The sequence below is a fragment of the Pseudorhizobium flavum genome, from assembly GCF_044142885.1.
Classification (GTDB): domain Bacteria; phylum Pseudomonadota; class Alphaproteobacteria; order Rhizobiales; family Rhizobiaceae; genus Neorhizobium; species Neorhizobium flavum.
On record NZ_JBIOKZ010000005.1, the window covers coordinates 139713 to 166055 of the forward strand.

Annotated in this window: 28 protein-coding genes and 1 tRNA gene; 11 read left to right on the forward strand and 18 right to left on the reverse strand. The window is 62.4% G+C overall.

Going from position 1 to position 26343, the window contains the following annotated elements:
• Window positions 1-20 precede the first annotated feature (20 nt).
• The 9 genes from ACEPP2_RS11765 to phnE (ACEPP2_RS11805) all read left to right on the forward strand — a co-directional run bounded on the left by ACEPP2_RS11765 (window position 21) and on the right by phnE (ACEPP2_RS11805) (window position 8449).
• Window positions 21-1571: an undecaprenyl-phosphate glucose phosphotransferase gene (locus ACEPP2_RS11765; RefSeq protein ID WP_395516712.1), complete on the forward strand. Its 1551-nt coding sequence runs from the start codon at window positions 21-23 to the stop codon at window positions 1569-1571.
• Complete coding sequence (locus ACEPP2_RS11770; protein WP_395516713.1) at window positions 1568-2818, forward strand: O-antigen ligase family protein; 1251 nt, start codon at window positions 1568-1570, stop codon at window positions 2816-2818. Before ACEPP2_RS11765 ends, ACEPP2_RS11770 begins: the two co-directional genes overlap by 4 nt.
• Window positions 2819-2849: 31 nt before the next feature.
• Window positions 2850-3140 carry a helix-turn-helix domain-containing protein gene (locus ACEPP2_RS11775; protein ID WP_077547143.1) on the forward strand — a complete coding sequence of 97 codons (291 nt, stop codon included), beginning with the start codon at window positions 2850-2852 and terminating at the stop codon, window positions 3138-3140.
• A 96-nt stretch (window positions 3141-3236) separates the two neighbouring features.
• Complete coding sequence (locus ACEPP2_RS11780) at window positions 3237-3425, forward strand: hypothetical protein (RefSeq protein ID WP_052637875.1); 189 nt, start codon at window positions 3237-3239, stop codon at window positions 3423-3425.
• Window positions 3426-3560: 135 nt separating this feature from the next.
• Entirely contained in the window at window positions 3561-3896 is a 336-nt protein-coding gene (locus ACEPP2_RS11785) for a hypothetical protein (RefSeq protein WP_395516714.1), read from the forward strand.
• A 166-nt stretch (window positions 3897-4062) separates the two neighbouring features.
• The gene (gene phnC, locus ACEPP2_RS11790) at window positions 4063-4911 is read left to right on the forward strand and encodes a phosphonate ABC transporter ATP-binding protein (RefSeq protein ID WP_395516715.1); all 849 of its coding nucleotides are present in this window, start codon (window positions 4063-4065) and stop codon (window positions 4909-4911) included.
• Window positions 4912-4992: 81 nt separating this feature from the next.
• Window positions 4993-5901: a phosphonate ABC transporter substrate-binding protein gene (gene phnD, locus ACEPP2_RS11795; RefSeq protein WP_395516716.1), complete on the forward strand. Its 909-nt coding sequence runs from the start codon at window positions 4993-4995 to the stop codon at window positions 5899-5901.
• Window positions 5902-5978: 77 nt separating this feature from the next.
• A complete protein-coding gene (gene phnE / locus ACEPP2_RS11800) occupies window positions 5979-6938 on the forward strand; it encodes a phosphonate ABC transporter, permease protein PhnE (RefSeq protein WP_395516717.1) in 960 nt (319 codons plus the stop codon).
• 11 nt (window positions 6939-6949) lie between these two features.
• Window positions 6950-8449 carry a phosphonate ABC transporter, permease protein PhnE gene (gene phnE / locus ACEPP2_RS11805; RefSeq protein WP_395516718.1) on the forward strand — a complete coding sequence of 500 codons (1500 nt, stop codon included), beginning with the start codon at window positions 6950-6952 and terminating at the stop codon, window positions 8447-8449.
• A 219-nt stretch (window positions 8450-8668) separates the two neighbouring features.
• Here phnE (ACEPP2_RS11805) and phoB read toward each other — a convergent pair whose 3' ends face one another.
• The 6 genes from phoB to ACEPP2_RS11835 form a co-directional block, all read right to left on the reverse strand.
• A complete protein-coding gene (phoB, locus tag ACEPP2_RS11810) occupies window positions 8669-9352 on the reverse strand; it encodes a phosphate regulon transcriptional regulator PhoB (RefSeq protein WP_142586998.1) in 684 nt (227 codons plus the stop codon).
• Window positions 9353-9369: 17 nt separating this feature from the next.
• Window positions 9370-10089 (reverse strand): phosphate signaling complex protein PhoU, encoded by a 720-nt coding sequence (gene phoU / locus ACEPP2_RS11815; RefSeq protein WP_052637868.1) that lies wholly within the window; start codon window positions 10087-10089, stop codon window positions 9370-9372.
• A gap of 44 nt (window positions 10090-10133) precedes the next feature.
• Entirely contained in the window at window positions 10134-10949 is an 816-nt protein-coding gene (gene pstB / locus ACEPP2_RS11820) for a phosphate ABC transporter ATP-binding protein PstB (protein ID WP_077547136.1), read from the reverse strand.
• Window positions 10950-10963: 14 nt separating this feature from the next.
• The gene (gene pstA, locus ACEPP2_RS11825) at window positions 10964-12298 is read right to left on the reverse strand and encodes a phosphate ABC transporter permease PstA (RefSeq protein ID WP_077547135.1); all 1335 of its coding nucleotides are present in this window, start codon (window positions 12296-12298) and stop codon (window positions 10964-10966) included.
• The gene (gene pstC / locus ACEPP2_RS11830) at window positions 12295-13755 is read right to left on the reverse strand and encodes a phosphate ABC transporter permease subunit PstC (protein ID WP_395516719.1); all 1461 of its coding nucleotides are present in this window, start codon (window positions 13753-13755) and stop codon (window positions 12295-12297) included. The genes pstA and pstC overlap by 4 nt, the downstream gene beginning before the upstream one ends.
• 65 nt (window positions 13756-13820) lie before the next feature.
• Complete coding sequence (locus ACEPP2_RS11835) at window positions 13821-14852, reverse strand: substrate-binding domain-containing protein (RefSeq protein ID WP_142586995.1); 1032 nt, start codon at window positions 14850-14852, stop codon at window positions 13821-13823.
• 258 nt (window positions 14853-15110) lie between these two features.
• On the opposite strand from ACEPP2_RS11835, the gene ACEPP2_RS11840 reads away from it, so the two are divergent.
• On the forward strand, window positions 15111-15596 hold the full coding sequence (locus ACEPP2_RS11840) for a DUF883 family protein (protein WP_281977553.1): 486 nt from the start codon (window positions 15111-15113) through the stop codon (window positions 15594-15596).
• Window positions 15597-15620: 24 nt separating this feature from the next.
• On the opposite strand, the gene nadE is transcribed toward ACEPP2_RS11840, so the two are convergent.
• From nadE to ACEPP2_RS11895, 11 genes are all read right to left on the reverse strand, one after another.
• Window positions 15621-16469 carry an ammonia-dependent NAD(+) synthetase gene (gene nadE, locus ACEPP2_RS11845; RefSeq protein ID WP_395516720.1) on the reverse strand — a complete coding sequence of 283 codons (849 nt, stop codon included), beginning with the start codon at window positions 16467-16469 and terminating at the stop codon, window positions 15621-15623.
• Window positions 16470-16577: 108 nt separating this feature from the next.
• Window positions 16578-17672 (reverse strand): YeeE/YedE family protein, encoded by a 1095-nt coding sequence (locus ACEPP2_RS11850; protein WP_077547132.1) that lies wholly within the window; start codon window positions 17670-17672, stop codon window positions 16578-16580.
• A gap of 228 nt (window positions 17673-17900) precedes the next feature.
• Window positions 17901-17974: transfer RNA gene (locus ACEPP2_RS11855), tRNA-Pro, on the reverse strand.
• Between the two features lie 93 nt (window positions 17975-18067).
• Window positions 18068-18262: a hypothetical protein gene (locus ACEPP2_RS11860; RefSeq protein ID WP_395516721.1), complete on the reverse strand. Its 195-nt coding sequence runs from the start codon at window positions 18260-18262 to the stop codon at window positions 18068-18070.
• A gap of 150 nt (window positions 18263-18412) precedes the next feature.
• The gene (locus tag ACEPP2_RS11865) at window positions 18413-18826 is read right to left on the reverse strand and encodes a BA14K family protein (RefSeq protein ID WP_077547130.1); all 414 of its coding nucleotides are present in this window, start codon (window positions 18824-18826) and stop codon (window positions 18413-18415) included.
• Window positions 18827-18948: 122 nt separating this feature from the next.
• Window positions 18949-19485, reverse strand: a complete 537-nt coding sequence (locus tag ACEPP2_RS11870) for a MerR family transcriptional regulator (protein WP_395516722.1) — start codon at window positions 19483-19485, stop codon at window positions 18949-18951.
• A gap of 142 nt (window positions 19486-19627) precedes the next feature.
• Window positions 19628-19966 carry an integration host factor subunit alpha gene (locus ACEPP2_RS11875; RefSeq protein WP_077547891.1) on the reverse strand — a complete coding sequence of 113 codons (339 nt, stop codon included), beginning with the start codon at window positions 19964-19966 and terminating at the stop codon, window positions 19628-19630.
• A gap of 128 nt (window positions 19967-20094) precedes the next feature.
• Window positions 20095-21066 carry a beta-ketoacyl-ACP synthase III gene (locus ACEPP2_RS11880; RefSeq protein ID WP_395516723.1) on the reverse strand — a complete coding sequence of 324 codons (972 nt, stop codon included), beginning with the start codon at window positions 21064-21066 and terminating at the stop codon, window positions 20095-20097.
• 18 nt (window positions 21067-21084) lie between these two features.
• Window positions 21085-22131 (reverse strand): phosphate acyltransferase PlsX, encoded by a 1047-nt coding sequence (gene plsX / locus ACEPP2_RS11885; RefSeq protein WP_077547127.1) that lies wholly within the window; start codon window positions 22129-22131, stop codon window positions 21085-21087.
• Between the two features lie 94 nt (window positions 22132-22225).
• Window positions 22226-22795, reverse strand: a complete 570-nt coding sequence (locus tag ACEPP2_RS11890; protein WP_395516724.1) for a YceD family protein — start codon at window positions 22793-22795, stop codon at window positions 22226-22228.
• A 7-nt stretch (window positions 22796-22802) separates the two neighbouring features.
• Entirely contained in the window at window positions 22803-23339 is a 537-nt protein-coding gene (locus ACEPP2_RS11895) for a ubiquinol-cytochrome C chaperone family protein (RefSeq protein ID WP_395516725.1), read from the reverse strand.
• Window positions 23340-23601: 262 nt separating this feature from the next.
• On the opposite strand from ACEPP2_RS11895, the gene ACEPP2_RS11900 reads away from it, so the two are divergent.
• Window positions 23602-24063: an outer membrane protein assembly factor BamE gene (locus ACEPP2_RS11900; protein ID WP_235864212.1), complete on the forward strand. Its 462-nt coding sequence runs from the start codon at window positions 23602-23604 to the stop codon at window positions 24061-24063.
• A gap of 79 nt (window positions 24064-24142) precedes the next feature.
• Here ACEPP2_RS11900 and ACEPP2_RS11905 read toward each other — a convergent pair whose 3' ends face one another.
• Window positions 24143-26281 (reverse strand): sodium-translocating pyrophosphatase, encoded by a 2139-nt coding sequence (locus ACEPP2_RS11905; RefSeq protein ID WP_395516726.1) that lies wholly within the window; start codon window positions 26279-26281, stop codon window positions 24143-24145.
• Window positions 26282-26343: the final 62 nt, after the last annotated feature.

A 26343-nucleotide genomic window follows, 5' to 3' on the forward strand; every position in this document is an offset into this window, starting at 1 on the left:
GCTGCAGGAGAACCAGTGCCATGAACGAACTGGGCGGAAAGGAGCGTTTCGACGCCGCATCCCTGCGCCGCAGGATCGCCGAACCCGAAACGGATGCCACTTCTGCAACCGACGAAAGCGACGAGCCGTCGGTGCTCAATCCGCTCGCCCGGCGAATTGCTGGCCAGTACCGCGACGAGAACTACTCTCCGACCCTTCTGATCGGCCAGATCCGACTTCTCGAATTTACCTCTCTTCTGGCCATCAACCTGCTGGCGGCCGTATTACTGTCCGCCGCCGCTCCGCTGGGGCGGATCGCGGTCCTGTCACTGGGCTCCGCATTGACGGTGCTGCTGCTGCAGTTGGCCGACACCTACCACATCCCGATGCTGCGAAGCGCACGGCGCAGTCGCGGCCGGGTGGCTGCGGCCGCCGCCCTCGGCATCCTCGCCTCCGCCGGAGGCCTTTATCTGGTCGAAGGACAGAGTCTCGCGGCCGGCGATTACCTCCTCTGGCTTGCCGCCGGAACCCTGTTTCTTCTGATCGAACGCCAACTCATCGCGTTCGGCATCCAGCACTGGGCACGCAACGGCATCATGGAACGACGCGCCGTCATCGTCGGAGGCGGCGAGCCCGCCAAGCAGCTCGTACGGGCGCTGGAGCAGCAATCCGACAACGACATCCGCATCTGCGGCGTCTTCGACGATCGGGGATCAGTACGCTCACCGGCCGTCATTGCAGGCTATCCCAAGCTCGGCACCTTTGCAGAACTGGTGGAGTTCGCCCGGCTCGCCCATGTCGACATGCTGATCATCGCGCTGCCCGCCACTGCCGAGGCGCGCATCCTGCAGCTCCTGCGCAAGCTCTGGGTCCTGCCCGTCGACATCCGGCTGGCGGCACATGCCAATCAGCTGCGTTTCAGGCCCCGCTCCTACTCCCATGTGGGTGTGGTGCCGATGTTCGACATACTCGACAAGCCCATCCGAGCCTGGGACTCCGTGGCCAAGCGGGCGTTCGACATCGTCTTTGCCCTGCTTGCGCTTGCGCTCGCCTGGCCCATCATGCTCGGCGCAGCAATCGCCGTGAAGGCGACGTCGAAGGGACCCATCCTCTTCGTGCAGAAGCGCCATGGCTTCAACAACGAAGTCATCGACGTGCTCAAGTTTCGTTCCATGTACACGGAACAGGCGGACCCGACGGCCAAGCGGGCGGTCACCAAGGACGATCCGCGGGTGACGCCCGTTGGGCGCTTCCTGCGAAAGTCGTCGATCGACGAACTGCCGCAGTTGTACAACGTCCTGCGCGGCGACCTGTCGCTGGTCGGGCCGCGGCCCCATTCGGTCTACGCACAGACCGGGGAGCGCCGCTATGTAGACGTCGTCGAGAGCTACTTTGCCCGCCACAGAGTGAAGCCGGGCGTCACCGGCTGGGCGCAGATCAATGGCCTGCGCGGCGAACTCGACAGCGACGACAAGATCCGGATGCGGACCTCCTATGATCTGCACTACATCGAGAACTGGTCGCTGCTGCTCGACCTCAAGATCCTCTTCCTGACGCCCATCCGGCTCCTGAAGGCGGAGAATGCCTATTGAGCGCGGTACCGGCCGATAGCCGCGTCGCGGCACCGGGGCGGGCAATTGCAGCCCTTGCAGGATCGGCCGCCATCGCGGTCGGTGTCTTCCTCTCCGGCTTCGTGATGTCGGAGCCGGCGCCTTACGAACTGCTCATGGCCGGGCAGATCGTCGTCTGGTTCCTGCTCGGGCTGACCATCTCCAGAACCGTCGCAATACCGCTCGCGCTGCTCCTCGTCTTCAACGTCGGCGGAATGCTGTCGCTGCTTGTCATGCCGGACATGGCCGGTGGCCCGATCTATATCGCCGTTTCCACCTTTCTCGCGCTCACCACCGTGCTCTATGCCGCGGTAATCGAGCAACGTCCGCAACGGCTCCAGATCATCTTCAAGGCTTGGGTTGCAGCTGCCCTTATCACCGGCACGCTCGGGATCCTGGGTTACTTCCATGCCTTTCCCGGCGCCGGCATTTTTACCCGTTATGATCGCGCCATGGGCGCCTTCGAAGACCCCAACGTCTTTGGCCCCTACCTCGTCGCCCCGATCCTCTACCTCCTGCACCGTCTCCTGACCGGCAGACTGGTGCAGGCACCCCTCCTCATCGCCGGACTGCTGGTGCTGGTCATGGGCGTCTTCCTCTCCTTCTCCCGTGCAGCCTGGGGATTACTGCTCTTTTCCAGCCTCATGCTCGTCTTCCTCATGCTGCTCAAGGAACGCACGGGAGCATTCCGGCTGAAGATCCTCGCGCTCAGCATCGCGGCGATCGTCCTGCTGGCGGTCGCCGTCATCATCGCCCTGCAGTTCGACCGGGTTTCCGACCTTTTCAGCAACCGCGCCCGTCTCGTGCAGGAATATGACGGCGCCCGCCTCGGCCGCTTCGAGCGCCACAAGATCGGCTTCCTCCTCGCAATGGAGCGGCCGTTGGGCCTGGGACCGATGGAGCTTGGTCGGATGTTCGGAGAGGACGAGCATAATATCTGGCTCAAGTCGCTGACGACCTACGGGTGGCTCGGCTTCGTTTCCTATGTCACCCTCATCTGCTGGACGCTGGCGGTTGGCTTCCGGCATCTCCTGCGTGACCGTCCCTGGCAGCCCTATCTGATGATTGGCTGGGTTATGATCCTGGGACATACCCTGATCGGCAATGTCATCGACACCGATCACTGGCGACACTTCTACCTCCTTCTCGGCATCGTCTGGGGCTGCATTGCTCTCGAGCAACGCCATCTACGACGCCTCCCCTCGACCAACCCCTTGCGGGGCGCTTGACTTGCCCAGTTACCGCGCCAGATTTCCAGCCATGCTGACAGGAACACAAATTCGCGCCGGTCGCGCCATCGCCGGCCTCTCCATAGAAGAACTGGCCGCCGCAACCGGACTTTCCATGGAGGCGCTCAACGAGGCAGAGACATCGACGGCGGTCGACCCGGCGGTCGTCGAACGACTTCGCCTCACCCTTGAGGCCAAGGGCGTCGTCTTCCTTGCGGCCGGCGAGGACAATCCCGGCGCCGGACCTGGGGTCCGGTTGCGCCAGCGCGCGACAGACGAGGGCATCCGTCCCCAGAACCTGAGTTCCGCCAACGACGGCTAGCGCTACTCCGCAGTCCGCGTCTTTTTCTTCATCTTCTTCCGGAACTTCCAGCCCGGTCCCGCGTTACAGGCGAAATGTCGCGTTCTGGGGGTTGAGATGAGTGAGCGGATCGACTTGGAGCAGTTCGAACAGAAGGGTCTCCGCAAGGTCTGGAGTGTGAGCGAATTTGCGAAACGCTACCGTCTTGACCGGACAGAGGAAGCACGTCTGCTGAAGCTCCTCGGCCCCTTCGCTTCCGAGCAGGAACTGCTCATGAACGCTTCGCGGACGCCCCGGTTTCGCTGAAAAAACGGGATGTAACCCATCCCTTCGCCTGCCATAGCCATTCCTCACAATTACCCTTGCAGATGCACGGAACCTATCGTTCACAATCGCGTTGGTGGCGTCATCAACGGCGGCCCCTCGCCAGCGGAGAAACAAATGCTTAAGACCCTTGCCAATATGGGCGTTGCCCTCGCTCTGACATTCGGTGCCGTCACCACAACCGCGCAGATTGCCTCTGCACAGGATCTGGAATTGCGGATCGGACCTGACGGTGTCCGGCCCGTCATCCGGGACCGCAATCGGGATCGGGATCGCGACCGGCGCCGCGACGAATGCAGCCCCCGCCTCGCCCTCTCCATCGCTCGCGATGCCGGCTTGCGCCGTGCCGAAGTGACGAGGATCACCCGACGGACGCTCACCGTCCAGGGCATGACGCGTCGCGGTCCCGAGCGGATGGTCTTCGCCAACGAGCGCGGCTGCCCGGAGCTCTGACAGACCACATACTTCAACTCGACCTAGTCACAATACCAGAGGCCGCGGACGTCCCATCGGGACCGCCACGGCCTCTTTAGCCTTTTCACAAAACCTACATCAACGTGACATGAGCACTTCATGAAGCGCGGCTAGTGACCCCTCAGCTAGAAACAGGGGGCACAGGATGCGACTGACGAACCTCACTCGGATATTTGGCACCCGCACGGCAGTTGATGCCGTCACCCTGGACATTCCGCAGGGCCAGATGGTCGGGATCATCGGCCGCTCGGGTGCAGGCAAGTCCACCCTGCTGCGGATGATGAACAGGCTCACCGACGCCTCATCCGGTACAATCCACTTCGGCGAGCTGGAAATCTCTGCCCTCCGGGGAGCCGAGCTTCGCCGCTGGCAGCGCGACTGCGCGATGATCTTCCAACAGTTCAATCTCGTGCCGCGGCTCGACGTCCTGACCAATGTCCTGCTCGGGCGGCTCAACCACCGTTCCACGGCTATGAGCGTGCTCAACCTCTTCACCCGCGAAGAGCGCATCATGGCAATCGCCGCCCTGGAACGACTCGGGATCGAACAGACGGCGCTGCAGCGGGCCGGCACACTGTCGGGCGGCCAGCAGCAACGCGTCGCGATCGCCCGCGCGCTGATGCAAGCCCCACGGCTGGTGCTGGCCGACGAACCCATCGCCTCGCTCGACCCGCTCAACGCGAAGATTGTCATGGACGCGCTACGCGACATCAACGAGCGCGAGGGCATCACCGTCATCACCAACCTCCACACGCTCGATACGGCGCGCGCCTATTGCGAGCGCATCATCGGGATGGCCGGTGGACGCGTGGTCTTCGACGGCGCTCCGCACGAACTGACCGCGGACGCTGTCCAGGAAATCTACGGTTCCGATCGGCACGGCGCCGGTATCGACGAGACGATGACGTCCACAAGCATCAACATTCCTGCGGCCGCCGCAGCCGCCGCCCGACCATCCGAAGGCATCGGTGCCCTGGCTGCCGCCAGCGCCTGACCCGCCCCGATCGTAACGCCCGCGTCAAGGGCACTTCATGCAACGCCGCTCCGGGGGACCGGACAAGACAGGAGAAATTCCATGCTGAAGAAAATTCTGCTCGCCACCGCGGCCGTCGCCGCTCTCAGCGGCCATGCCATGGCCGAGGACCTGAAGGAATTCCGCATCGGCATCATCGGCGGTGAAAACGAGGCCGATCGCCTGCGCAACTTCCAGTGCATGGTCGACAAGCTGCCTGCCGCCATCGGTGTCGAAAAGGTATCGCTGTTCCCCGCCGCAGACTATGACGGCACGATCCAGGGCCTTCTCGGCGGCACGCTCGACTACGCGGAACTCGGAGCCTCGGGCTACGCGAAGATCTACCTGGAGAACCCGGAAGCCGTCGAGCCGATCCTCACAACAGTGCAGACCGACGGCTCGATGGGCTACCACTCGATCATGGTCGCACGGAAGGATTCCGGCATGACCAAGGTCGAGGACATCCAGGGCAAGAAGCTTGGTTTTGCGGATCCGGACTCCACCTCCGGGTTCCTGATTCCCACCGTTACCCTGCCCGAAGCCCTTGGCGGAAAGCCGGTAAAGGAAGTGGTTGCCGAGACCGGTTTCGGCGGCGGCCACGAAAATCTCGTCCTTGAAGTGCTGAAGGGCACTTTCGATGCCGGCACGACCTTCGGCTCGGGTGTCGGCGACTTCAAGGATGGCTACACGTCCGGCAACCTGCGCAAGATGGTCGACAAGGGCATCCTCAACATGGACGACCTCGTCGAACTGTGGAAGTCGCCGCTAATCCCGAACGGTCCGGTCGTCGTCCGCACCTCGATGAACGAGGACATGAAGGCGAAGTTCAAGGACTTCATGCTGGCTCTGCCGAAGAGCGATCCTGCCTGCTTCTCCGCCATCCAGGGCGGCGATTTCACGGGCTTCGCAGAGGTCAACGTCGACTTCTACAAGCCGATCATCGATGCCCGCAGGGCGACCATCGGCGGCTGATCCGCAGATCATACCGAGGTCGCTGAACTTTGCGTTCGGCGGCCTTTTCCCTACCCCACAACAGTCAGGAAAGCATGATGCCGACTTCCGTCATGAAGCCGACACTCAGCGACAGCGGGGTTCTCGTCGAGCGCCACTGGCAGCAACTCGCAGGGCAGCGCCGTTTCTATACCGTCACATCCGGCATACTGCTGCTCCTCGCCGTATCCGGCTCGCTATGGTTCGCCAACGAGACCACTGCCGGCAAGTTCTTCGATCGCCTGCCACATCTCTTCGACTTCATCGGCGACCTCATCCCGAGGGACGGCTGGGAGATCTGGCGCGCCCTGTTCGACCTGCCCTCTCCTTATGAAGACGGAAGCCTGAAGTACAACTATCCCGAGGGCCGGCTCTACCTGACGGAGAGCATCTACCTGCCGGAATACGTTCATCAGATGCTCGTGACACTGAACATCGCGATTGCAGCCACAGGCATCGGCTTGATCTTCGGCTTCATGCTGTCCTTCCTTGCGGCAAAGAACATGACGCCAAACGCGTGGATACGAGGGCCAATTCGTCGACTGATGGAGCTGCTTCGAGCTTTCCCGGAAGTCGTCATTGCGGGCTTCTTTCTGGCCATTTTCTCGCTCGGGCCAGTTCCGGCACTTATCGCTGTCTCCATCCACACGATCGGCGCCCTCGGAAAAATGTTCTTCGAGGTGATCGAGAACGCCGACATGAAGCCGGACGAGGGTCTGAAGGCCGTCGGCGCCAATTGGCTGGAGCGGTCCTGGTTCGGGATGGTCCCGCAGGTCATGCCGAACTTCATGAGCAATTTCCTGCTGCGCCTGGAGATCAACGTGCGGGCCTCCACAATCATCGGTGCGGTCGGTGGCGGCGGAATCGGTGAGCTGCTGCGCCTTTCCATCGGCCAGGGGCATGAAGCCAAGACCCTGGCGATCGTCCTGCTCCTTCTCCTGACCATCATCGCCGTAGACCAGTTTTCCGCATGGCTGCGTCGCAGGCTGGTCGGCGACCAGGCATTCCAGACAATCTGAGCGAGGCTGCCATGACCGTTCTCAACACAGCCGAAATGGACGCGTTGGCGGCGCGCCATCCCGAGCTCCTGCACCGCTCTATCTGGCAGCGCTTCCGCATCCCGATCATCGCATCGGCGGCCATTCTCTACTTCATCTTCGCCTGGTGGTTCTTCGCTGTCGGCAAGGTGGTCGGCGGCGCGAACTGGGGCCTTGCAGGAAACTACCTCGCCGACTGGGTCTCCTACGAAATCCGGCCCGACATCGACATCGCCTCCGACGGATCCATGCAGATCACCTATCCGCGCTTCGATCCGATTGGCCCGAACCCCAATCCGGACTGGCTCGAGGCGAAACGCGAGACGGTAACGCGCAGGGTCGAGATGCCGGCGGCCGCTCCCTCCCAATCGGGCCAGGCCACATCGAGCTTCAGCTTCATGGCGCCCGCACCCGCCCAGCAGCCGGCCGCACCGGCGGCGCCTACTGTCGAGACACGAACCGAGGAGATCGTGACCGAAGCCGTCGTCCGCATGGGCTCCTCCCACACCATTGATGTCCAGCCGGACCGTGTCGTCCTCACGCGCGGCGGCGAAACGGTGACGCTGCTGCTCGATCGGGACGCAGAGGAAGTCCACGTCCAGGGCCCGCTTCCGGAATGGGTGGAACAGCGATCGATTGGGGGGCGGGTGACGGCGTTTTTCGGCTTCTCCGGATGGGTTGACGTCAGCGACGACCGCGTTCGCATCCGCAAGCGCTTCCTCGGCTGGGAGAACTTCCTCTTCGATACAAATTCCGCCTTCTTCGGCAAGTCGTCGGGCGAGATTGTCTCGCTGATCTTTACCGGCGAGCGGATCGACCCGGCTAGGTCCAACCTGTCGCTCGCCTGGAGCGACATCCTCCACAACCCGTCCTGGCAGCATCTCGACGTCTGGACGAAGCTCCTGCAGACCATCGTCATGGCCTTCATCGGCACGTTGTTCGCCATGATCGTCGCCTTTCCCCTCTCCTTCATCGCCGCCCGCAACATCTTCCGCAACCGGCCGGCGAACCAGCTGACGAAGCGCCTGTTCGACTTCCTCCGTTCGGTCGACATGCTGATCTGGGCGCTGTTCTTCACACGTGCCTTCGGCCCGGGGCCGCTCGCCGGCATCTCTGCCATCTTCTTCACCGACACCGGAACGCTCGGCAAGCTCTATGCCGAGGCGCTGGAGAACATTGACGACAAGCAGCGCGAAGGCGTCCGCTCGGTAGGCGCACCGCCGGTCACCGTCCAGCGCTACGGCGTCCTGCCGCAGGTCATGCCGGTCTTTGCCTCACAGGCGCTCTACTTCTGGGAGTCCAATACCCGATCCGCGACGATCATCGGTGCGGTGGGAGCCGGCGGCATCGGCCTCAAGCTGTGGGAGGCGATGCGCACCAATTCCGACTGGGAGAACGTCGCCTACATGGTGCTGCTCATTCTCATCGTCATCTTCCTCTTCGACGGGATCTCGAACGCATTGCGCTCCCGGCTGATCGGCAGGGAGAGGTGACGGAGGCCTTTACGACCGAGCAATCCGAGCCTCCGACCGGCTTCGGTTTATGAAAACTCCAGAACCGCGCCGGGAACGGTCGCGGCTCTTTTCCTGCCACTCCTGTCCTCGGTTATCACCCTCCCCTCGAAATGCTGGCGCGCCCCAAAACGAGAAGAGCAGCCGCACTGCGGGCCGCTGCTCTGAGGTCTTCGGATCGCGTTCCGGGATGTCGGGCGCCTAGCCCTCTAGGGAGTAGCCGGCGCCGCGGACCGTGCGGATTACATCGGGCATGTTGGAGAAGTTGAGGGCCTTGCGCAGCCGGCCGACATGGACGTCCACCGTACGCTCGTCGACATAGATGTCATGGCCCCAGACGCCATCGAGCAGCTGCGCCCGAGAGTAGACGCGTCCCGGTGCCGACATCAGGAATTCCAGCAAGCGGAATTCGGTCGGACCCAACCGCACCTCCCGGCTCTTGCGGTGAACGCGATGGGTTTCACGGTCGAGCTCGATATCGCCGCAACGGAGCACGGTTGATAATACCTCGGGCTTGGCACGCCGGAGCATCGCCCTGACGCGAGCCATCAGTTCGGGCGTCGAGAACGGTTTGACCACATAGTCGTCGGCGCCGGTCGCCAGGCCGCGAACCCGCTCGCTCTCCTCACCGCGCGCCGTCAGCATGATGATCGGCAGGCGCTCGGTCTCGCGGCGCTGGCGCAGGCGACGGCAAAGCTCGATCCCGGATACGCCGGGCAGCATCCAGTCAAGAATGAGGAGGTCCGGAACGCGCTCCTGGAGGCGCAGTTCGGCCTCGTCCCCCTTGACGATGGTTTCAACCTCGTAGCCTTCGGCCTCGAGGTTGTAGCGGAGAAGGACGCTGAGGGCCTCCTCGTCCTCTACGACGGTGATCTTTGGCTGCATGAAAAGGCTCCGCGATCCTAGTCGTCGCTCAGGACGGCGCTCAGCGTGTTGGACCGGTCATCCTTTGGCCGCTCACCCTCCGGCTGCGAGCCGGTCGCCATGTAGTAGATCGTCTCTGCGATGTTCGTGGCATGGTCGCCGATGCGCTCGATGTTCTTGGCGCAGAAGAGCAGATGGGTGCAGCTCGTGATGTTGCGCGGATCCTCCATCATGTAGGTGAGGAGCTCGCGGAACAGCGAGGTGTACATGGCGTCGATTTCCTCGTCGCGCTCGCGGATGGCTTCCGCCTTCTCAGCCGAGCGCGTGACATAGACGTCGAGCACTTCCTTGAGCTGGACCAGCGCCAGTTCCGACAGATGCTCGATGCCACGTGCAAGGTTGCGCGGGATGCCCGTTTCCTGGACCGCGATCACCCGCTTGGCAGTATTCTTGCCGAGGTCCCCTACCCGCTCCAGGTCAGCCGCGATGCGAAGCGATCCGATTACCTCGCGGAGGTCGGCCGCCATGGGCTGGCGCTTGGCGATCGTCACGATGGCCTTCTCGCCGATCTCGCGTTCCGCGTGATCCAGGATCACATCGTCGGAAATCACCTTCTGGGCAAGTGCGGTATCGGAATTGACCAAGGCGCGAACCGCGTCGCCGCACATCTGCTCGGCAAGGCCGCCCATCTCGGAAATCCGGCGGGCCAGGTATTTCAACTCCTCGTCGAAAGCCGACGTGATGTGGGATGATGGCATGATCCAGTTCCTCAGTGTCTTGGTAGCGCGCGGTCCACCGCGGATCAGCCGAAGCGACCCATGATGTAGTCCTGTGTGCGCTGGTCGTTCGGGTTGGTGAACATCTTGTCCGTGTCATCCTCTTCGACGAGATGGCCAAGATGGAACATTGCGGTGCGCTGCGACACGCGGGCGGCCTGCTGCATGGAATGGGTGACGATGACGATCGAATAGTTCGCCCGCAGTTCGTGAATCAGTTCCTCCACCCTTGCGGTGGCGATCGGGTCGAGTGCCGAACAGGGCTCGTCCATGAGGATGACTTCCGGCGACACGGCAACCGCACGGGCGATGCACAGGCGCTGCTGCTGCCCGCCCGAAAGACCCGTCCCGGCCTCGTGAAGGCGATCCTTCACCTCGTTCCAGAGGCCTGCCTTCTGGAGGCTGCTTTCGACGATCTGATCAAGATCGGCTTTCGAACGGGCAAGACCATGGATGCGGGGCCCGTAGGCGACATTCTCGAAGATGGACTTCGGAAACGGGTTGGGCTTCTGGAAGACCATGCCGACGCGCGCACGCAGTTCCACGACATCAATGTCCGGGTCCTGAATGTCCTGGCCGTCCAGCGTGATCTTGCCGGTCACACGGGCATTCGCGATCGTGTCGTTCATGCGATTCAGGCAGCGCAGGAAGGTCGACTTGCCGCAGCCGGAGGGTCCAATCAGAGCGGTGACGGTGTTCTTGCGCACGCCGAGGTTGACGTCGAACAGCGCCCGTTTGTCGCCGTAGTAGACGGAGACGTCCTGGCCAATCATCTTGTAGTCGATCTCGTTCATCTTCTTTACCAAGGCTTTTTCAGTGGCGGCTTCCGACAGGATGTTCATCGCTCTGTTCTCCATTACCACCGGCGCTCGAAGCGGCGACGCAGTATGACTGCGACAAGGTTCATGACGAGCAGGAATACCAGCAGGACGATGATCGCACCGGATGCGCGCTCCACAAAAGCAGGGTCGCCGCGCTGCGTCCAGTTGTAGACCTGGACAGGCAGAGCCGAAGCGGGATCGAAAAATCCTTCCGGAGGTCCCGCGGGATATTCGCGCACGAAGGCGACCATGCCGATCAAAAGCAGCGGTGCCGTCTCACCGAGCGCCTGGGCGAGTCCAATGATCGTGCCGGTGAGGATACCGGGCATGGCCAGCGGCAGGACGTGGTGGAATACAGACTGCATCTTGGATGCACCGACGCCCAGCGCAGCATCGCGTATCGACGGAGGGACAGCCTTCAGGGCAGCCCGGGTGGCGATGATGATGGTCGGCAGCGTCATCAGCGTCAGCACCAGCCCGCCGACGATCGGCGCCGATTGCGGCAGCCCGACGAAGTTGATGAAGGCGGCAAGCCCCAGAATACCAAAGACGATCGAGGGTACGGCCGCAAGATTGGCAATGTTTACCTCGATCAGATCGGTGAAGCGGTTTTTCGGCGCAAATTCTTCAAGATAGATCGAAGCCGCCACGCCGATCGGCAGTGAAAGGACGAGGACGATCAGCATCATGTAAGCCGAGCCGAGTATCGCGACTCCAAGGCCGGCGGCCTCGGGCCGGGTGTCCGACGCGTCTGGTGCCGTGAAGAAGTCCCAGTTGAAGCGGGTCGTCAGGATCCCTGCCTGCTTCAACTCGTCGGCAAGGCGCAATTGTTCCGGGGACGTGTTGCGGTCAAGCTCCGCACTCGCCATCGTCACCCGGCCCTTGTAGTAGCCGTCGATGCGTCCGGATGCGAGCATGTCGAACTCGACCGTCTCGCCGATGCGGGAAGGATCCGCGAGCACATAACGTCTAAGGATCGCAGGCGCCTCCTTCGAGATCAGCTCGGCGGCCGCATCCGCCTCCATCGTGCTGTCAAAGCCCTTGTCAACCATCGCCTTCGCGAGAGAAGCCTTGATCAGCGGCGCATAGCCGAAGGTGGTGACCTTGGCGATCTCGGCAGGCTCGCGATTGCCCTGCTTGTCGAGTATGCCCGGGTCGAGGTAGATCTCCATCGTGATGTAGGTCTGCCGGAAGGACGACAATCCGTTTGTCAGGATGGAGGTCAGCAGTCCGACGAGCGCGAGAACCCCGAGGATGACGGCAAGCAGGCCAAGGCGCCGAAACCGGTTTTCGGCTGCCTTGCGGCGGCGCGTCCTGGCGCTGACTGCGGGTTTGACCTGGCCGGTCGTCGCGGCGATAGCGTCGGTCATTCGTACTGCTCCCGATATTTGCGCACGACATAGAGGGCCAGCACGTTGAGCCCGAGTGTGATCACGAAAAGGGTAAGGCCGAGCGCGAAGGCGACCAGGGTTTCCGGGCTCGCAAACTCGGTGTCGCCGGTCAGCTGGCTGACGATCTTGACGGTGACGGTCGTCATCGCCTCGAAGGGATTGAGATCGAGCCTCGCCGCGGCACCGGCGCCGAGCACCACGATCATCGTCTCGCCGATCGCCCGGCTGGCGGCCAGGAGAATGGCGCCGACGATGCCCGGAAGTGCGGCGGGAAGAATCACCTGCTTGATGGTCTCTGACTGGGTCGCACCCAGGGCGTAGGAACCGTCGCGCATCGCCTGGGGTACGGCATTGATGATGTCGTCAGAAAGCGAGCTCACGAACGGGATGATCATGACGCCCATGACCAGGCCGGCAGTCAGGACGGACGACGAGGAGTTTCCGAGTCCGAGGGGTTGGGCGATCCAGTCGCGAAGGAACGGTCCAACCGTAATAAGCGCAAAGAGGCCGTAGACGATGGTCGGGATGCCGGCAAGGATCTCGATCGCCGGCTTGGCGAAGCTTCGCAGGCGAGATCCGGCGTAATCGGCAAGGTAGATCGCTATCATCAGCCCGATCGGCACGGCGACGAGGAGCGCCACCAGCGAGATATAGAGAGTTCCCCAGAGCAGCGGCAGGATGCCGAGTTCTGACCCTCCCCGGAATTGCGGGTTCCAGACGGTGGAGAAGAAGAACTCCGATGCCGGGTACATCTTGAAGAAGTTGATGGTCTCGAACACCAGTGAAAAGACAATGCCCGCCGTCGTCAGGATGGCGATCATCGAAGAGCCGATCAGCAGGGTAAGAACGAAGTTCTCGCTGACATTGCGCGCCCGCATCTTCGGCCGGATGCGCAACATCGACCAGGCTCCCAGCCCAAGAGCCAGCCCAAGCACCACAAGTGTCATGGCGATGTTGCCGTACCCGGCGCTCTGCCGGTAGCTCACGGCCGCCTCGAACACCTCCCGTGGAGCGTCGCTGCCGATTGCGACACCGACCTCTGCGAGCCGTGCGCGGATATTGGAAAAGTCGACCTCTCCGTTGACGAGCGCTTCCTCGTTCAGCGCATTGCGCTGGAGAACCGCGTCGAGGCCACCGGCGATCTGCCGCACATCCGCCATGACCAGGCTGCGCGCACCACCCTGTGGGATCACGCTGTCGGGGATCATGCCGTCGACGCGGCTTTCGATCACGATCGGCTGGACGAACAGCCAGGCAGCCAGAACAACAAGGGCGGGCACGGCAACGAAGAGAGCAACCGTCTGGCCGTAGTAGCCGGGAAGCGAGTGTAGCCGGACACCACTTGCCGTTGATGTGGCCAGCGCACGGCGCCTGCCGAGGACATAGCCGATTGCCGCCAGCACGAGGACGACAAGGATAATGCTACCAACGTTCATCTAGCCGAGATCCTCGATCGAAGGAGCACTGGCGGCGCATTCATTGCGCCGCCAGAAGGCGCTGATCAGTTCAGCGCAGCCATCGGGGTGCGGTTCTTAACCGCTTCCTGGGTCTTGGCAAGCTCCGGATCAGAGACGAGACCGTACTGTGCCAGCGGACCATTCGGGCCGGCCATGTCGTCCGATACGAAGAACTCGACATATTCCTGAAGGCCGGGAATGACATCGAGGTGGGCATTCTTCACGTAGAAGAACAGCGGACGCGATACCGGATACTCGCCGGAAGCGATGGTCTCGACCGACGGCTCGATACCGCTCATGGTCGCGACGCGAAGCTTGTCGGTGTTGTTCTGGTAGAAGGACAGGCCGAACACGCCGATGCCGTTCTTGTTGGCATCGATGCGCGACAGGGTCTCGGTGTAGTCGCCGTCGATATCGACGGAGACACCGTCGGTGCGGAGCTGCATACAAGCCTTGGCCGCATCTTCAGCACCGGCAGCCTTGTGGGCTTCCTCGGCACCGTTCTCCTTGCAGCCGTCGACGAGGACCTTTTCGTCGAAGACTTCACGGGTGCCGTGCTTGGTGCCCGGGATGAAGGCGAGGATCGGCTGTGCCGGCAGGTCGGCGCGGATCTCGTTCCAGTTCTTGTAGGGGTTATCGACCAGCTGGCCGTCCTTCAGGACCTTGGCAGCCAGGGCATTGTGCCAGTCGGCCGGGGTGAAGGCATATTCCGCACCGTTGATGTCGGAAGCGAAGACGATACCGTCGTAGCCGATGCGGACTTCCTGGATTTCGGTCACGCCGTTCTGGGCGCACAGGTCGATGTCCGACTGCTTGATGCGCGAAGAGGAGTTCGCGATGTCGATGGTGTTCTCGCCCACGCCTTCGCAGAGCTTCTTGCGGCCGGCGCCGGAGCCACCGGATTCGACGACGGGGGTCGGATGGTCGAAGTTTTCGCCGAAGGCTTCGGCAACGATCGAGGCATAGGGCAGGACGGTCGAGGAGCCGGCGATCTGGATCTGATCGCGTGCAGCAGCAGCGCCCGTGGTAGCCAGCATGAGTGCGACGACCGCGCAGCTTCCAAGGTACTTCTTCATGGAAATTCTCCCTAAGAATTCGGATTGACGCTTCGGCGTCGGCTCCCCTCTATAGGTGCCCCATTACAGTTTTGTGACAGTTATATAGCAGTTCGGCCCGGGACTCTGCACCTGCTCCTCCGCGCCCCCGGGCGAAGCGCCAAAGGCAACCTGCATGGGCCTAGGGCCCACCGCCGCAGCGGAAGGCTCCTCTGTCGCGGACCGTGGAACTTCGGGAGGGCTTGGGAATTTCTTCACGGAAAAACGGAAGGAACAGACATGGCACAGGACGACGAGTCTCCCGCAGTACGCTCGATCAAGAAGGAGCGCGCCCGGCAGCGTACGGGCGAAGGCAAGAGCCAGCTTGACGAAGGATTGGAGGATACCTTCCCAGCCTCGGATCCCGTCGCAGCCACCGACACGACAGTTGCCGGCCGTGCCGGGATTGCATCAGGCAGCAGGCAGTCGGCGCGTTCCGATGCTTTGAACGACGAGTTCCCGCTCGTGGAAGAAGCCTTGCAGTCCACGCGCGAAAAGGCGGATGAAGAGGACACGCAGGTTTATCCTGGGGAGCTCCATGCGCTGAAGGCGGAAGTTGCACGGCTGCGGGAAACGGTGACGACACTGGCATCCGGCACGACGCGCGTCGCCAAGGCGCGCGCCCAGGATGCTCTGGATGACGTCGAGCTTCGCATCCGGGAGCGCCCGTGGAAGGCAGTCGGCATTGCCGCCATCCTGGGATTCTTCCTCGGCCTGCGGAGGTAGTCCGGCGCTAACTGCTGCCGGTGGTCACGGGACTACCGGCAGTTCCCGCTTGTGGGCAGAGACCTGGTGGCTGGTGAGTATCTTCCGCAGCGATCCGTCCGAGATCTGCTTGCCCTCAAGAAAGTCGTCGATCTCTTCATAGGTGACGCCATAGACCGCCTCGTCCGGCTTCAATGGCGCATCTGATTCGAGATCGGCGGTCGGTACCTTCTCGACGAGATCGTCGGGAGCGCCGAGATGGCGCGCGACCGCGCGAACGCGCCGCTTGTTGAGGCCTGCGAGCGGCAGGATGTCGGCGGCGCCATCACCGAACTTCGTGTAGAACCCCATGAGTGCCTCGGCAGCATGATCCGTGCCGATGACGATGCCGCGTGAGGCGCCGGCGAGCGCGTATTGCGCGATCATTCGCTGGCGGGCTTTGATATTGCCGAGATGGAAGTGAAAGCGCTCACCCTCCAGCAGATCTGCCGCGTCGCGCATGACCTCCTCCATCATCGCGTCGGTCGCCGGCCGGATGTCGATCGTGACGATACGGTCGGGGCCGATGACCTCCAGACACTTCCGGGCGTCCGCTTCATCTGCCTGGATCCCGTAAGGGAGGCGGACAGCAATAAACTCGGCTTCCGATCCACCCTTTCGCAGCCGCTCGACCGCCCGTTGAGCAAGCAAGCCCGCAGCAAGGGAGTCCACGCCTCCGCTGATCCCCAATACGAGCGTGCGGAGCGCATTGTGCTTCAGGTAATCCGCGAGAAAGGCAATACGGCGTTCAGCTTCGGCCGCAGCGGCGAAATCACTGGAGACCCCCAGTGTCTTTGCAATCTGAGCCTGCCGCTCAAGAAGGTCCTGATGCCCGATCTCCTGTCGCCTCTCCACGCTCGTCTCCTTTCATCATCCGTCTCGTGACGCGTGCCGCCATGGCGCACTCCATGACAGGAAACAACAGGCGGCGGGAGAGATATGTTCCCGTAGGCCAGAGAGGCGTCAGGAGGACGGCCGCAGTTCCATGCTGGAGACCGATCCTTCGGGCTCTTCCCAGAAACGGACGAAGGCCCAGTCAGTGACCATGGCGCCGATCCACATCCCGATCAGCGTCGTCCATGCGGTGACGGCCAGTATCGACCCGCCGGTGACGCCGGCACCAACTGCGCAGCCCCCGGCCAGCATCGCGCCGAACCCCATGAGAACCGCACCGATGATGTAGCGCGGCATGGTGTGGCCGCTGTCGAAACCCTGGATCTTCAGTTCGCCCGTCAGGAAGGCGGCCGTGAACGAGCCGAGGAACACGCCGGGCATGATGCCGATCCCGAAGTCGAGGGCCTTGTCGTAAGGCGCAACGGTCAACATCAGGAGCTCGGCCGAGGGTCCCGAGAAGGTGAGCGATTCCACCGAGACGAGGTCGAACGATGCCTGGGAGACCGAATAGGTGAAGATCCAGCCAGCGGGGATGGCGAGCCCGGCACCGACCGCCGCGAACAGGACGCGCCGGCTCACCTTGCTGTAGAGAGCCACGGCCAGGCCCGCACCGAGCCAGGCCAGCCCAATCACGAGGCCGAGGCGATTGCCGCCACCGAGCAGGGACAGGATTTCGCGGTTGGAGCCGCCCTCGACCAACCACCAGCCCGAGAGTTCCGCCCGCAGCGGCGCCAGCAGCCCGTTATAGGCCGATTGTGCCGCCACGGCGAAGACCAGTCCCGCCAGGAGCGCACGCAGGTTGCCGGTCGCCGACAGCACCAGAAGCCGCGTGGCGCAACCACGCGCGCAGATCATGCCGATCCCGAACAGGATGCCGCCGATCGCCGCTCCCGACATACTGCCCGTCGCGGCGATCATCCGTGATTGGGAGACATCCAGCCATCCGGCCATGATCGCCACCTGGACGCCGGCAAGAGCCACCGAGAAGGTGAACAGCCAGACCGCAAGCTTGTTGCCCGGCTCGCGGCGACGAAACTCGGTGACGGCCGAGCGCAGGCAGAAACGGCTCTGCTGCGCGAAAGCGCCGAACAGGAAGCCCACCGAGATTCCTCCCAGGAGCAAAAGATCCGACGTGCCTATCCGGTCTATCAGCGTCTCTATCACTATCCAGTTCTCCAATTTCGTGGCCAAAGGGCATCGACCGATCAGGGAAGGATAGGGTTATTTGAATGTATTTGCTTAATCTGGATCAAACCCCGGCGGCTTTTTCTGCGCTCTGGGGTGATGGGACGGTCTCCCGCGGCTGTGAACCTCAGAATCAAAAACGCCAGCTCGCAGTCGGAGCTGGCGTTCAGAGATAGGGATTGCCTTGCGGACTACCTGTCGAAAATCTCGGAATGGCGGGATTCGAACCCACGACCCCTTGACCCCCAGTCAAGTGCGCTACCTGGCTGCGCTACATTCCGTCACGCTCTTTCGAGCAGGATTTCCCTAGTCATTCGGCAGGACGGGCGCAAGCGAAAAATCGCGGCGGGATCTTCTGTCAGCAGACGCCGATGTCAGGCAAGGAGCTGTGGAGCCGTGTCGAGCTTGCGGCCGATCGAATAGTCGCGACCGTAAGACTCTCGGAAATTGCGGTCGCGTTCGTGGACAAGATCTCTTCTAGCCAGCACGTGGTAGAAGCCGTCCGCATATGTCCCGGTGGCCAGCTGGTTATCGCCCGACAGCACTTCCGTCAAAATCTTCCAGATCATGTCTTCCCTCCGTCTCAGTCGCCACAACGGCGCATCGACCCCACCAGTTCCCAGTCTAGGAAGACTTTGTTTACGAAGATTTACATCGGCGGCGGGGCAGGATGCCCGGCCGCCGATCTTCAGGCCTTTCTTGGCCATTTTACCGCGTCGTCAATAGGGCGAGCGGCACTGCCGGCGCGGGCCGTTGTAGGGCTGGAAGGTGTTGTCATAGGCCCTGTAGGAGCGGTAACGCGCGTGGCACCACTGCACATGCGCATTGCCGCCGCGGTAGTAGCGCGGCTGCTGTGCCGCCAGTGCGCCGCCGATGATGGCGCCTGCGGCAAGGCCACCGATGATCGCGCCAGCATTGCCGTGGCGGTGCCGGTAGTGCCTGTGGCCGTAGTAGCGAGGACCATAGGAGCGATGTCCGCGCCAGTGCCTGTGCCGGTGACCGCGATGCCTGACCTGCTGGACATCCTTGGCCACCTCAACCTTGACGGTGGGGGCCGAGGGAAATGCCTGCGCAGGCGTGATGCCGGACACGGCCGTGACCAGCGAAACGAAAATGACTGCGAGCTTTTTCATGTTTCCTCACCTCTTTTCTTGTCCCTTCCAGAGGAAATGGTCCTGCAAAGCGCCTGAACCAGAGGTGAACGAGCACATTTTCGTGCGAGGGAAGCGAAAAAGCGCCGGAGGACTGCGAACCCTCAGCGCACCTGGTCAAGCAGGCGCTTGCACTCCAGCAGGTCGAAAAGCGCCTCCTGCAGCAGCGCCCGGTCTTCCTTGGCGATGCTCGCCTTGCCGATCGCAACCTCGGGCATGTCGCCCTCACCGGCCGCTCCGAAGCCGAAGAAACGGCCGCTCGGCTTGGCCTTCGGCCGGCCGACAAGCTGATCCTCCTCCGAACTGCCGACCTTGGGCTCGACATGCTTGTCGTTGCTGGCGGCAACGATGGCATCCATCGCCGCAAGATCACCGGAGGCGATGGCGGAAACGAACTTGTTGCCGTTGGTCTTCAGGAGTTTCTGTACACCCTTGATCGTGTAGCCATGATCATAGAGCAGGTGTCGGATGCCCTTCAGCAGGTCGACGTCTTCCGGCCGGTAATAGCGGCGCCCGCCGCCTCTCTTCATCGGCTTGATCTGCGGGAAGCGCGTCTCCCAGAACCGCAGCACATGCTGCGGCAGGTCGAGATCATCGGCGACCTCGCTAATGGTGCGGAAAGCGTCCGGGCTTTTGTCCACGTCAATCTCCCACAAGCGAGCATGATACCCGCGCACAATCCGTGACGTGCCGTCAATTGCCGCAAGTCACGAATCGTCGACATTTCAGCCCTCTATGGGGCGGATTTCAAGCAGGCGTGGAGGATTTGAACAGCTGAATTGCTCAGGCGGCCGGCACTGGCGGCTTCTGCTTCAGCTTTCGCATGTTATGGGCGCGCAGGATACGCTGCTTGAGGACATTGGAGGCCTTGAAGGTCATCACCCGGCGCGGAGAGATCGGAACTTCCTCGCCCGTCTTCGGATTGCGGCCAATCCGCTCGTTCTTCGACCGGACCTGGAAGGTAGCGAAGGAGGAGAGCTTCACCGTCTCGCCGCGGACGATGGCGTTGCAGATCTCGTCGATGATGGTTTCCACCAGCTCGGCGGACTCAGTTCTTGAAAGGCCCACCTTGCGGAAAACCGATTCCGCCAGATCCGCCCGTGTCACTGTTTTTCCGGCCATGATCCCCGCCCAGTCCACTGTCGTCTGAAAGCCGTGCGAGAGTATTTTGCTTAAGCCGCAGGGTCAAGCACTACTGTAAAATCAGCAGCTTCGGCAAATGTCCTGAAAGGAGACAGGGCCGCCGGAGGCTACCAACGAACGAGCACGGCGCCCCAGGTGAAGCCGCCGCCCATGGCTTCCAGCATGACCAGATCGCCCTGCTTGATGCGGCCGTCATCGAGCGCGACGGAGAGCGCCAGCGGTATGGACGCGGCCGACGTGTTGCCATGCAAATCGACCGTCACCACGACCTTCTCGGAGGGAATTCCGAGCTTCTTCGCCGAGCCGTCGATGATGCGCCGGTTTGCCTGATGCGGCACAAGCCAGTCCAGGTCTTCGGCAGTGGTCCCGGTTGCCTCGAAGGCGGCCTCGATCACATCGGTGATCATGCCAACCGCGTGCTTGAAGACCTCGCGGCCTTCCATGCGAAGATGCCCGACCGTGCCCGTCGTCGAAGGGCCGCCATCCACGTAGAGCTTCTCCTTGTGGGTGCCGTCGGATCGCAGGTGGGAGGTCAGCACCCCACGGTCGGCTATTGTGCCCTCGCCTTCCGCCGCCTCGAGGACCAGCGCGCCGGCACCGTCACCGAAGAGGACGCAGGTGGTGCGGTCCTTCCAGTCGAGAATTCGGGAGAAGGTTTCGGCGCCGATCACGAGCACGCACTTCGCCATGCCGCCCCGGATGTACATGTCTGCCGTCGCCATGGCGTAGACGAAGCCGGAGCAGACGGCCTGCATGTCGAAGGCGAAGCCGTGCGTCATGCCCAGGCGGTTCTGGATATTCACGGCCGTCGCCGGGAATGTGTTGTCTGGCGTCGACGTGGCGACGATGATCAGGTCGATATCGGCCGGTGTCAGGGCGGCCTTATCGAGAGCAGCACGCGCAGCCGCCTCGCCTAGCGACGCCGTCGTCTCCCCTTCTCCCGCGATGTAGCGCTGGCGAATACCCGTCCGCTGGACGATCCATTCATCGGATGTCTCGACGACACCTTCCAGTTCACGATTTGCTACCGCGCGCTTGGGCAGTGCGGCACCATAGCCGCGAACCACTGAACGGATCATGCTGTTGTCATCCTGTCGTCAGGCAGCCTCGGGACCAGCCGGCGGCTGGTGGCGGGCGTGATAAATTCTCAAATCCTCGGCGATTTTCTCGGTCAGCCGGTTGCGCGCCATGTCGTACCCGACGTCGATGGCCGCCGCGAACCCTTCGGCATCGGTGCTGCCATGGCTCTTGATGACGATGCCGTTGAGGCCCAGGAACACGCCACCATTGACCTTCCGAGGATCCATCTTCTCGCGCAGCAGGTCGAATGCGCCCTTCGCCAGCAGGTATCCCATCTTGGCGAGGAACGTCCGGGACATCGCGTCGCGAAGCAGCTGCGATATCTGACGGGCCGTTCCTTCGGCTGTCTTCAGGGCGATGTTGCCGGTAAAGCCCTCTGTCACGACGACATCCACCGTTCCCTTGCCGATATCGTCTCCCTCGACGAAACCGTGATAGGCGATGGTGGGAAGGTTCGCCTCGCGGATCAGCCGGCCCGCTTCCTTGACTTCCTCGAGACCCTTGACTTCCTCGACGCCGACATTGAGGAGGCCGACGGTCGGTCGATCCGTTTCAAAAAGCGCGCGCGCCATGGCGCCGCCCATCAGCGCAAAATCCATTAATTGCTGGGCATCCGCGCCGATCGTCGCGCCGATATCGAGAACGATGCTCTCGCCCTTAAGCGTTGGCCAGATGCCGGCGATTGCCGGGCGCTCGACATGTGCCATGGTCCGGAGACAGAATTTTGCCATCGCCATCAGCGCACCGGTATTGCCGGCGGAGACGGCAACGTCCGCCTCGTCACGCTTTACCGCCTCGATGGCCCGCCACATGGTCGAGACATAGCGGCCGCGGCGTAGGGCCTGGCTCGGCTTCTCATCCATGCCGACCGCGAGTTCGCACTCGTGGAAGACCGAGCGTTCGCGCAGCTTGGGGTATTTCTGGAGATGGGGCTCGCAATCCTCCTTGAGCCCAAAGAGGACGAACGTGACGTCGGGATGCCGCTCCAATGCCTTGGCTGCGCCGGCGATGACGACTTCGGGGCCGAAATCGCCTCCCATGACATCAAGAGATATTCTGATCACTCTTCGCTGATCCCTTTGCTCGCCATCCGGCGAAAATCGAGGCCAAAATAATTGTTCTGGCGGTGCTTACAACCCAATCGAGGCGATTTCCATCCTAGTCCTGCTTTTTCCAGTCCTTGAGGACGGCGAAGGGGGATGGCTTGCGTTCATCCGTCGACCCGTCGCTTTCGATATGCGCGCTGAACTCGACACTGGCCTTGCGGGGATAGGGATCGATGGCCAATGCTACCACTTCGGCAACAACTTCGCCGGCATCGATCGTGTCGCCGGTGAAGGTCTCGGGCAGGTCGGGACCCTCCGGGTCTAGTACCATCTCGGCCGTGTCGCTGAGCACGAGGCGGGCAAGCTTCGACCCTTCCGGCACGAAAACCTGCTCGAAGGCCTCGTCGATCTGCGAAACCACCGGCTCAAGCGTAACGACGCAGGCCTGCTCGATCGCCGCCTCGACGCGCCCCTTGATGCGGACGCCATCCTTCTTCCAGCGCGCGATCTGCAGATCCGCCTTCAGCGACTTCACGTCCAGCACGTTCCAGAGCTTTGCCAGCCCCGCGAGTTCACGAGGCGTCGCCTCGACGTGAACGGACACCGCATTGGCGGAGATGTGGCCAACTCGTACGGGATAGGAAAAGGGAGGCCTTTCGCCTCGACCGTGTTCTTGCGTCATGACGTCCTCACTTGCCCGGCGGCAACAGCACTGCCCCACCCCGGGCGATCTCTTCTTCCGAAACGGCGACAAGCGCCTTCTCTGCAGCGATCATCCAACCCGCCAGACCATCCATCGGCGGATGCTCGCCAGACTGCGGATGAATGTTTCTCGCCAGAGCCGCGGCCAGTGCATCTCGATCGATGGCGTCCAGCGCCGCAGCGTAGCTTTCCAGCCGCCCGTAGAACATGCCGGCGAGCTTCTTCATCCTCTTCGGAACCCCCGGATCCCCAATGCCCAACTCCCGGATCGAATGGTCGAGGTCTTGGAAGAAGGCATCGATGATCTCCTGCGCCAGTTCCTGCCCGCTTACCGCAGAACTGGCGGTGCGGCGGAAAAACAGGATCATCGCGATCGACAGCATCTCGAACCGGCCCATGACCGTGTCCGGCACGCCAAGGTCCGTATAGAAGAAGGGATCGCGTGCAGTCGATGTCAAGGAGGCGTACTGGCGATCGACGATCGGCTGGTTTTGTTTTTTCTTGCGGAACAGGCCGAAGATCATAAGAACTCTCGTGTTTGGTCTCCATCTGTTGCATGGAAACGAAAGCTGGTTTACCGAAGCATGCACGAATTGCAACGCCGTTACGCATGTCGTCCGCAGCGGTCACTTCCGCATCAGGCCGGAACCTGGTTCCGAGCCATGTCCCCGGAATAGCCACAATGATATGGCCAGCAGACGATGGCGAGGGCCGCAAGGCGAAGTTTGGGGAAGCCTCTCAAGGCGGGTGTTAAGGTCTGAAATGAAGTTGTTGAGCAGAACCGCAATGGCGGCCATCATCGCATCGACCGCAGTCACCGGCTGCACGTCCATGGATATCGGCCAGACGATGTACAATGGCTACGTCATCGACCAAGAGTCGCTGGCACTCATTCCGGTTGGATCGAGCCGCGAGCAGGTTCTGCTGACAATGGGCACGCCTTCCACCACCGCCACCTTCGACAGCGAAGTCTTCTACTACATCTCGCAGAAGCGGGAGCGGCCGGTGGCATTCATGAAGCCGCGCCTCGTGGAGCAGACCGTGCTCGCCATCTACTTCGACAAGGACGGCGTCGTCGCCAACAAGGCGAACTACACGTTGCAGGACGGCAAGGTGTTCGACACGATCTCACGCACGACGCCGACAGGCGGCCGCGACCTGACATTCCTGCAGCAGCTGCTTTCCGGCGCCGGCGGGGCTGGGAACGCGAACGCGGCGCGAAGCCTCTTCCAGAACCTCGGCCGGTGACCACCGCGCCATAGAATCAAAGAAAAGAAAGGGCCCGCGGAGCGATCCGCGGGCCCTTTCGTCGTTCAAGGTCGGCCCATCAGCCGGCCAGGACCGCCAGAAGCAGCAGCGCCACGATGTTGGTGATCTTGATCGCAGGGTTGACGGCCGGGCCGGCTGTATCTTTGTAGGGGTCGCCGACGGTGTCACCCGTAACGGAGGCCTTGTGCGCTTCCGAGCCCTTCATGTGGCGGGTACCGTCCTTGTCGACATAGCCGTCCTCGAAGCTCTTTTTAGCATTATCCCATGCACCGCCACCGGAGGTCATGGAGATTGCCACGAAGAGGCCGTTGACGATGACTCCAAGGAGCGAGGCACCGAGTGCGGCGAACGCCGAGGCCTTGGAGCCGGAGATCAGCAGCACGCCGAAATAGACGACGATCGGCGCCAGAACCGGCAACAGCGACGGTATGATCATCTCCCGGATCGCCGCCTTGGTGAGGATATCCACCGCCCGGCCATAGTCCGGCTTCACCGTTCCCTGCATGATCCCGGCATTCTCACGGAACTGCTTGCGCACTTCCTCGACAATGGAGCCGGCGGCGCGGCCGACCGCGGTCATGGCGATGCCGCCGAACAGGTAGGGGATGAGACCGCCGAAGATGAGACCTGCCACCACATAGGGGTTGGACAGGCTGAACGAGATGTCGCCCATATCCGCAAAGTACGGGTAACGGTCGCCATTGGCGGCGAAGTAAGCGAGGTCGTTCGAATAGGCTGCGAAGAGCACCAGGGCGCCGAGGCCGGCCGAGCCGATTGCGTAACCCTTGGTGACGGCCTTGGTGGTGTTCCCTACCGCATCAAGCGCGTCCGTCGACTTGCGCACGTCTGACGGCAGGCCGGACATTTCCGCGATACCACCGGCATTGTCGGTGACCGGACCGAAGGCGTCGAGCGCAACGATCATGCCAGCGAGGCCGAGCATGGCGGTGACCGCGATGCCGGTGCCGAACAGCCCGCCAAGCTGGTAGGTCGAGATGATGCCGGCGACGATGACGATCGCCGGCAGCGCCGTCGATTCCAGCGACACGGCGAGGCCCTGGATGACGTTGGTGCCGTGGCCGGTGACCGAGGCCTGGGCAATGGAATTGACCGGCCGCTTGTTGGTACCGGTGTAGTATTCGGTGATCACCACGATCAAGGCCGTGACGACCAAGCCAAGGATGCCGCAGAGGAAGAGATTGGTGCCTGTGATATCCATGCCGGCGACCATGCCGATCGAGCCCCAGCCGATCGTGAACGAAGTCGCTGCTCCTAGTCCGATGATCGACAGCAGACCGGTGACGATCAAGCCCTTGTAGAGGGCGCCCATGATCGACCCGTTCGTGCCGAGCTTGACGAAGAATGTGCCGATGATCGACGTGACGATGCAGGCGGCGCAGATGGCGAGCGGATAGACCATCGCGCTTTCGAGCACTGGCGCACCGGCGAAGAAGATCGCGGCCAGCACCATGGTGGCGACGACGGAGACGGCATAGGTCTCAAAGAGGTCGGCGGCCATGCCGGCGCAGTCACCGACATTGTCGCCGACGTTATCGGCAATCGTTGCCGGGTTGCGCGGATCGTCCTCCGGAATGCCGGCTTCCACCTTACCGACGAGGTCGCCGCCGACATCTGCACCCTTGGTGAAGATGCCGCCGCCGAGACGGGCGAATATCGAGATGAGCGAGGCGCCGAAGCCGAGCGCCACCAGCGCGTCGATGACTTCGCGCGAGCCGCTCTCGTGCCCAAGCGCCGAAACGAGGATCCAGTAATAGATGGAGACGCCGAGAAGCGCGAGACCGGCCACCAGCATGCCGGTGATGGCGCCGGACTTGAAGGCTATATCGAGACCTGCCGACAGGCTCTGCGAGGCAGCCTGGGCGGTGCGGACATTGGCGCGGACGGAGACGTGCATGCCGATGAAGCCGGCCGCCCCGGAGAGCACTGCGCCGATGACGAAGCCGATGGCGGCCGTTCCGGAGAGGAGCAGCCATGTAAGCACGGTGACGACCGCGCCGACGATGGCGATGGTCATGTATTGCCGAGTGAGATAGGCTTGCGCCCCTTCCCGGATATAGCCTGCTATTTCCTGCATGCGGGCATTGCCCTGATCAGCGGCCAGCACGCTCTGCGTTGCCCAGACGGCATACGCGACGGACAGCAGGCCGCACAGGATCACACCGAAAATTACGGTCATTCGCTTCTTCCTCTCCCTTTTGCCGACGAGTCCCCTCGCAGCATGAACCGGCAACCACCTCC

Coding starts and splice junctions, on each gene's coding strand:
- ACEPP2_RS11860 (WP_395516721.1), bottom strand. CDS start 18,262: ATGATCTGGAAGATTTTGACGGAAGTGCTGTCGGGCGATAACCAGCTG.
- ACEPP2_RS11865 (WP_077547130.1), bottom strand. CDS start 18,826: ATGAAAAAGCTCGCAGTCATTTTCGTTTCGCTGGTCACGGCCGTGTCC.
- pstB (WP_077547136.1), bottom strand. CDS start 10,949: ATGAACATCCTGTCGGAAGCCGCCACTGAAAAAGCCTTGGTAAAGAAG.
- phnE (WP_395516718.1), top strand. CDS start 6,950: ATGACCGTTCTCAACACAGCCGAAATGGACGCGTTGGCGGCGCGCCAT.
- phnE (WP_395516717.1), top strand. CDS start 5,979: ATGCCGACTTCCGTCATGAAGCCGACACTCAGCGACAGCGGGGTTCTC.
- ACEPP2_RS11900 (WP_235864212.1), top strand. CDS start 23,602: ATGGCGGCCATCATCGCATCGACCGCAGTCACCGGCTGCACGTCCATG.
- ACEPP2_RS11765 (WP_395516712.1), top strand. CDS start 21: ATGAACGAACTGGGCGGAAAGGAGCGTTTCGACGCCGCATCCCTGCGC.
- phoU (WP_052637868.1), bottom strand. CDS start 10,089: ATGCCATCATCCCACATCACGTCGGCTTTCGACGAGGAGTTGAAATAC.
- ACEPP2_RS11780 (WP_052637875.1), top strand. CDS start 3,237: ATGAGTGAGCGGATCGACTTGGAGCAGTTCGAACAGAAGGGTCTCCGC.
- ACEPP2_RS11875 (WP_077547891.1), bottom strand. CDS start 19,966: ATGGCCGGAAAAACAGTGACACGGGCGGATCTGGCGGAATCGGTTTTC.
- ACEPP2_RS11890 (WP_395516724.1), bottom strand. CDS start 22,795: ATGACGCAAGAACACGGTCGAGGCGAAAGGCCTCCCTTTTCCTATCCC.
- ACEPP2_RS11835 (WP_142586995.1), bottom strand. CDS start 14,852: ATGAAGAAGTACCTTGGAAGCTGCGCGGTCGTCGCACTCATGCTGGCT.
- phoB (WP_142586998.1), bottom strand. CDS start 9,352: ATGCAGCCAAAGATCACCGTCGTAGAGGACGAGGAGGCCCTCAGCGTC.
- ACEPP2_RS11880 (WP_395516723.1), bottom strand. CDS start 21,066: ATGATCCGTTCAGTGGTTCGCGGCTATGGTGCCGCACTGCCCAAGCGC.
- pstA (WP_077547135.1), bottom strand. CDS start 12,298: ATGACCGACGCTATCGCCGCGACGACCGGCCAGGTCAAACCCGCAGTC.
- phnC (WP_395516715.1), top strand. CDS start 4,063: ATGCGACTGACGAACCTCACTCGGATATTTGGCACCCGCACGGCAGTT.
- ACEPP2_RS11895 (WP_395516725.1), bottom strand. CDS start 23,339: ATGATCTTCGGCCTGTTCCGCAAGAAAAAACAAAACCAGCCGATCGTC.
- ACEPP2_RS11905 (WP_395516726.1), bottom strand. CDS start 26,281: ATGACCGTAATTTTCGGTGTGATCCTGTGCGGCCTGCTGTCCGTCGCG.
- ACEPP2_RS11785 (WP_395516714.1), top strand. CDS start 3,561: ATGCTTAAGACCCTTGCCAATATGGGCGTTGCCCTCGCTCTGACATTC.
- phnD (WP_395516716.1), top strand. CDS start 4,993: ATGCTGAAGAAAATTCTGCTCGCCACCGCGGCCGTCGCCGCTCTCAGC.
- ACEPP2_RS11840 (WP_281977553.1), top strand. CDS start 15,111: ATGGCACAGGACGACGAGTCTCCCGCAGTACGCTCGATCAAGAAGGAG.
- pstC (WP_395516719.1), bottom strand. CDS start 13,755: ATGAACGTTGGTAGCATTATCCTTGTCGTCCTCGTGCTGGCGGCAATC.
- ACEPP2_RS11775 (WP_077547143.1), top strand. CDS start 2,850: ATGCTGACAGGAACACAAATTCGCGCCGGTCGCGCCATCGCCGGCCTC.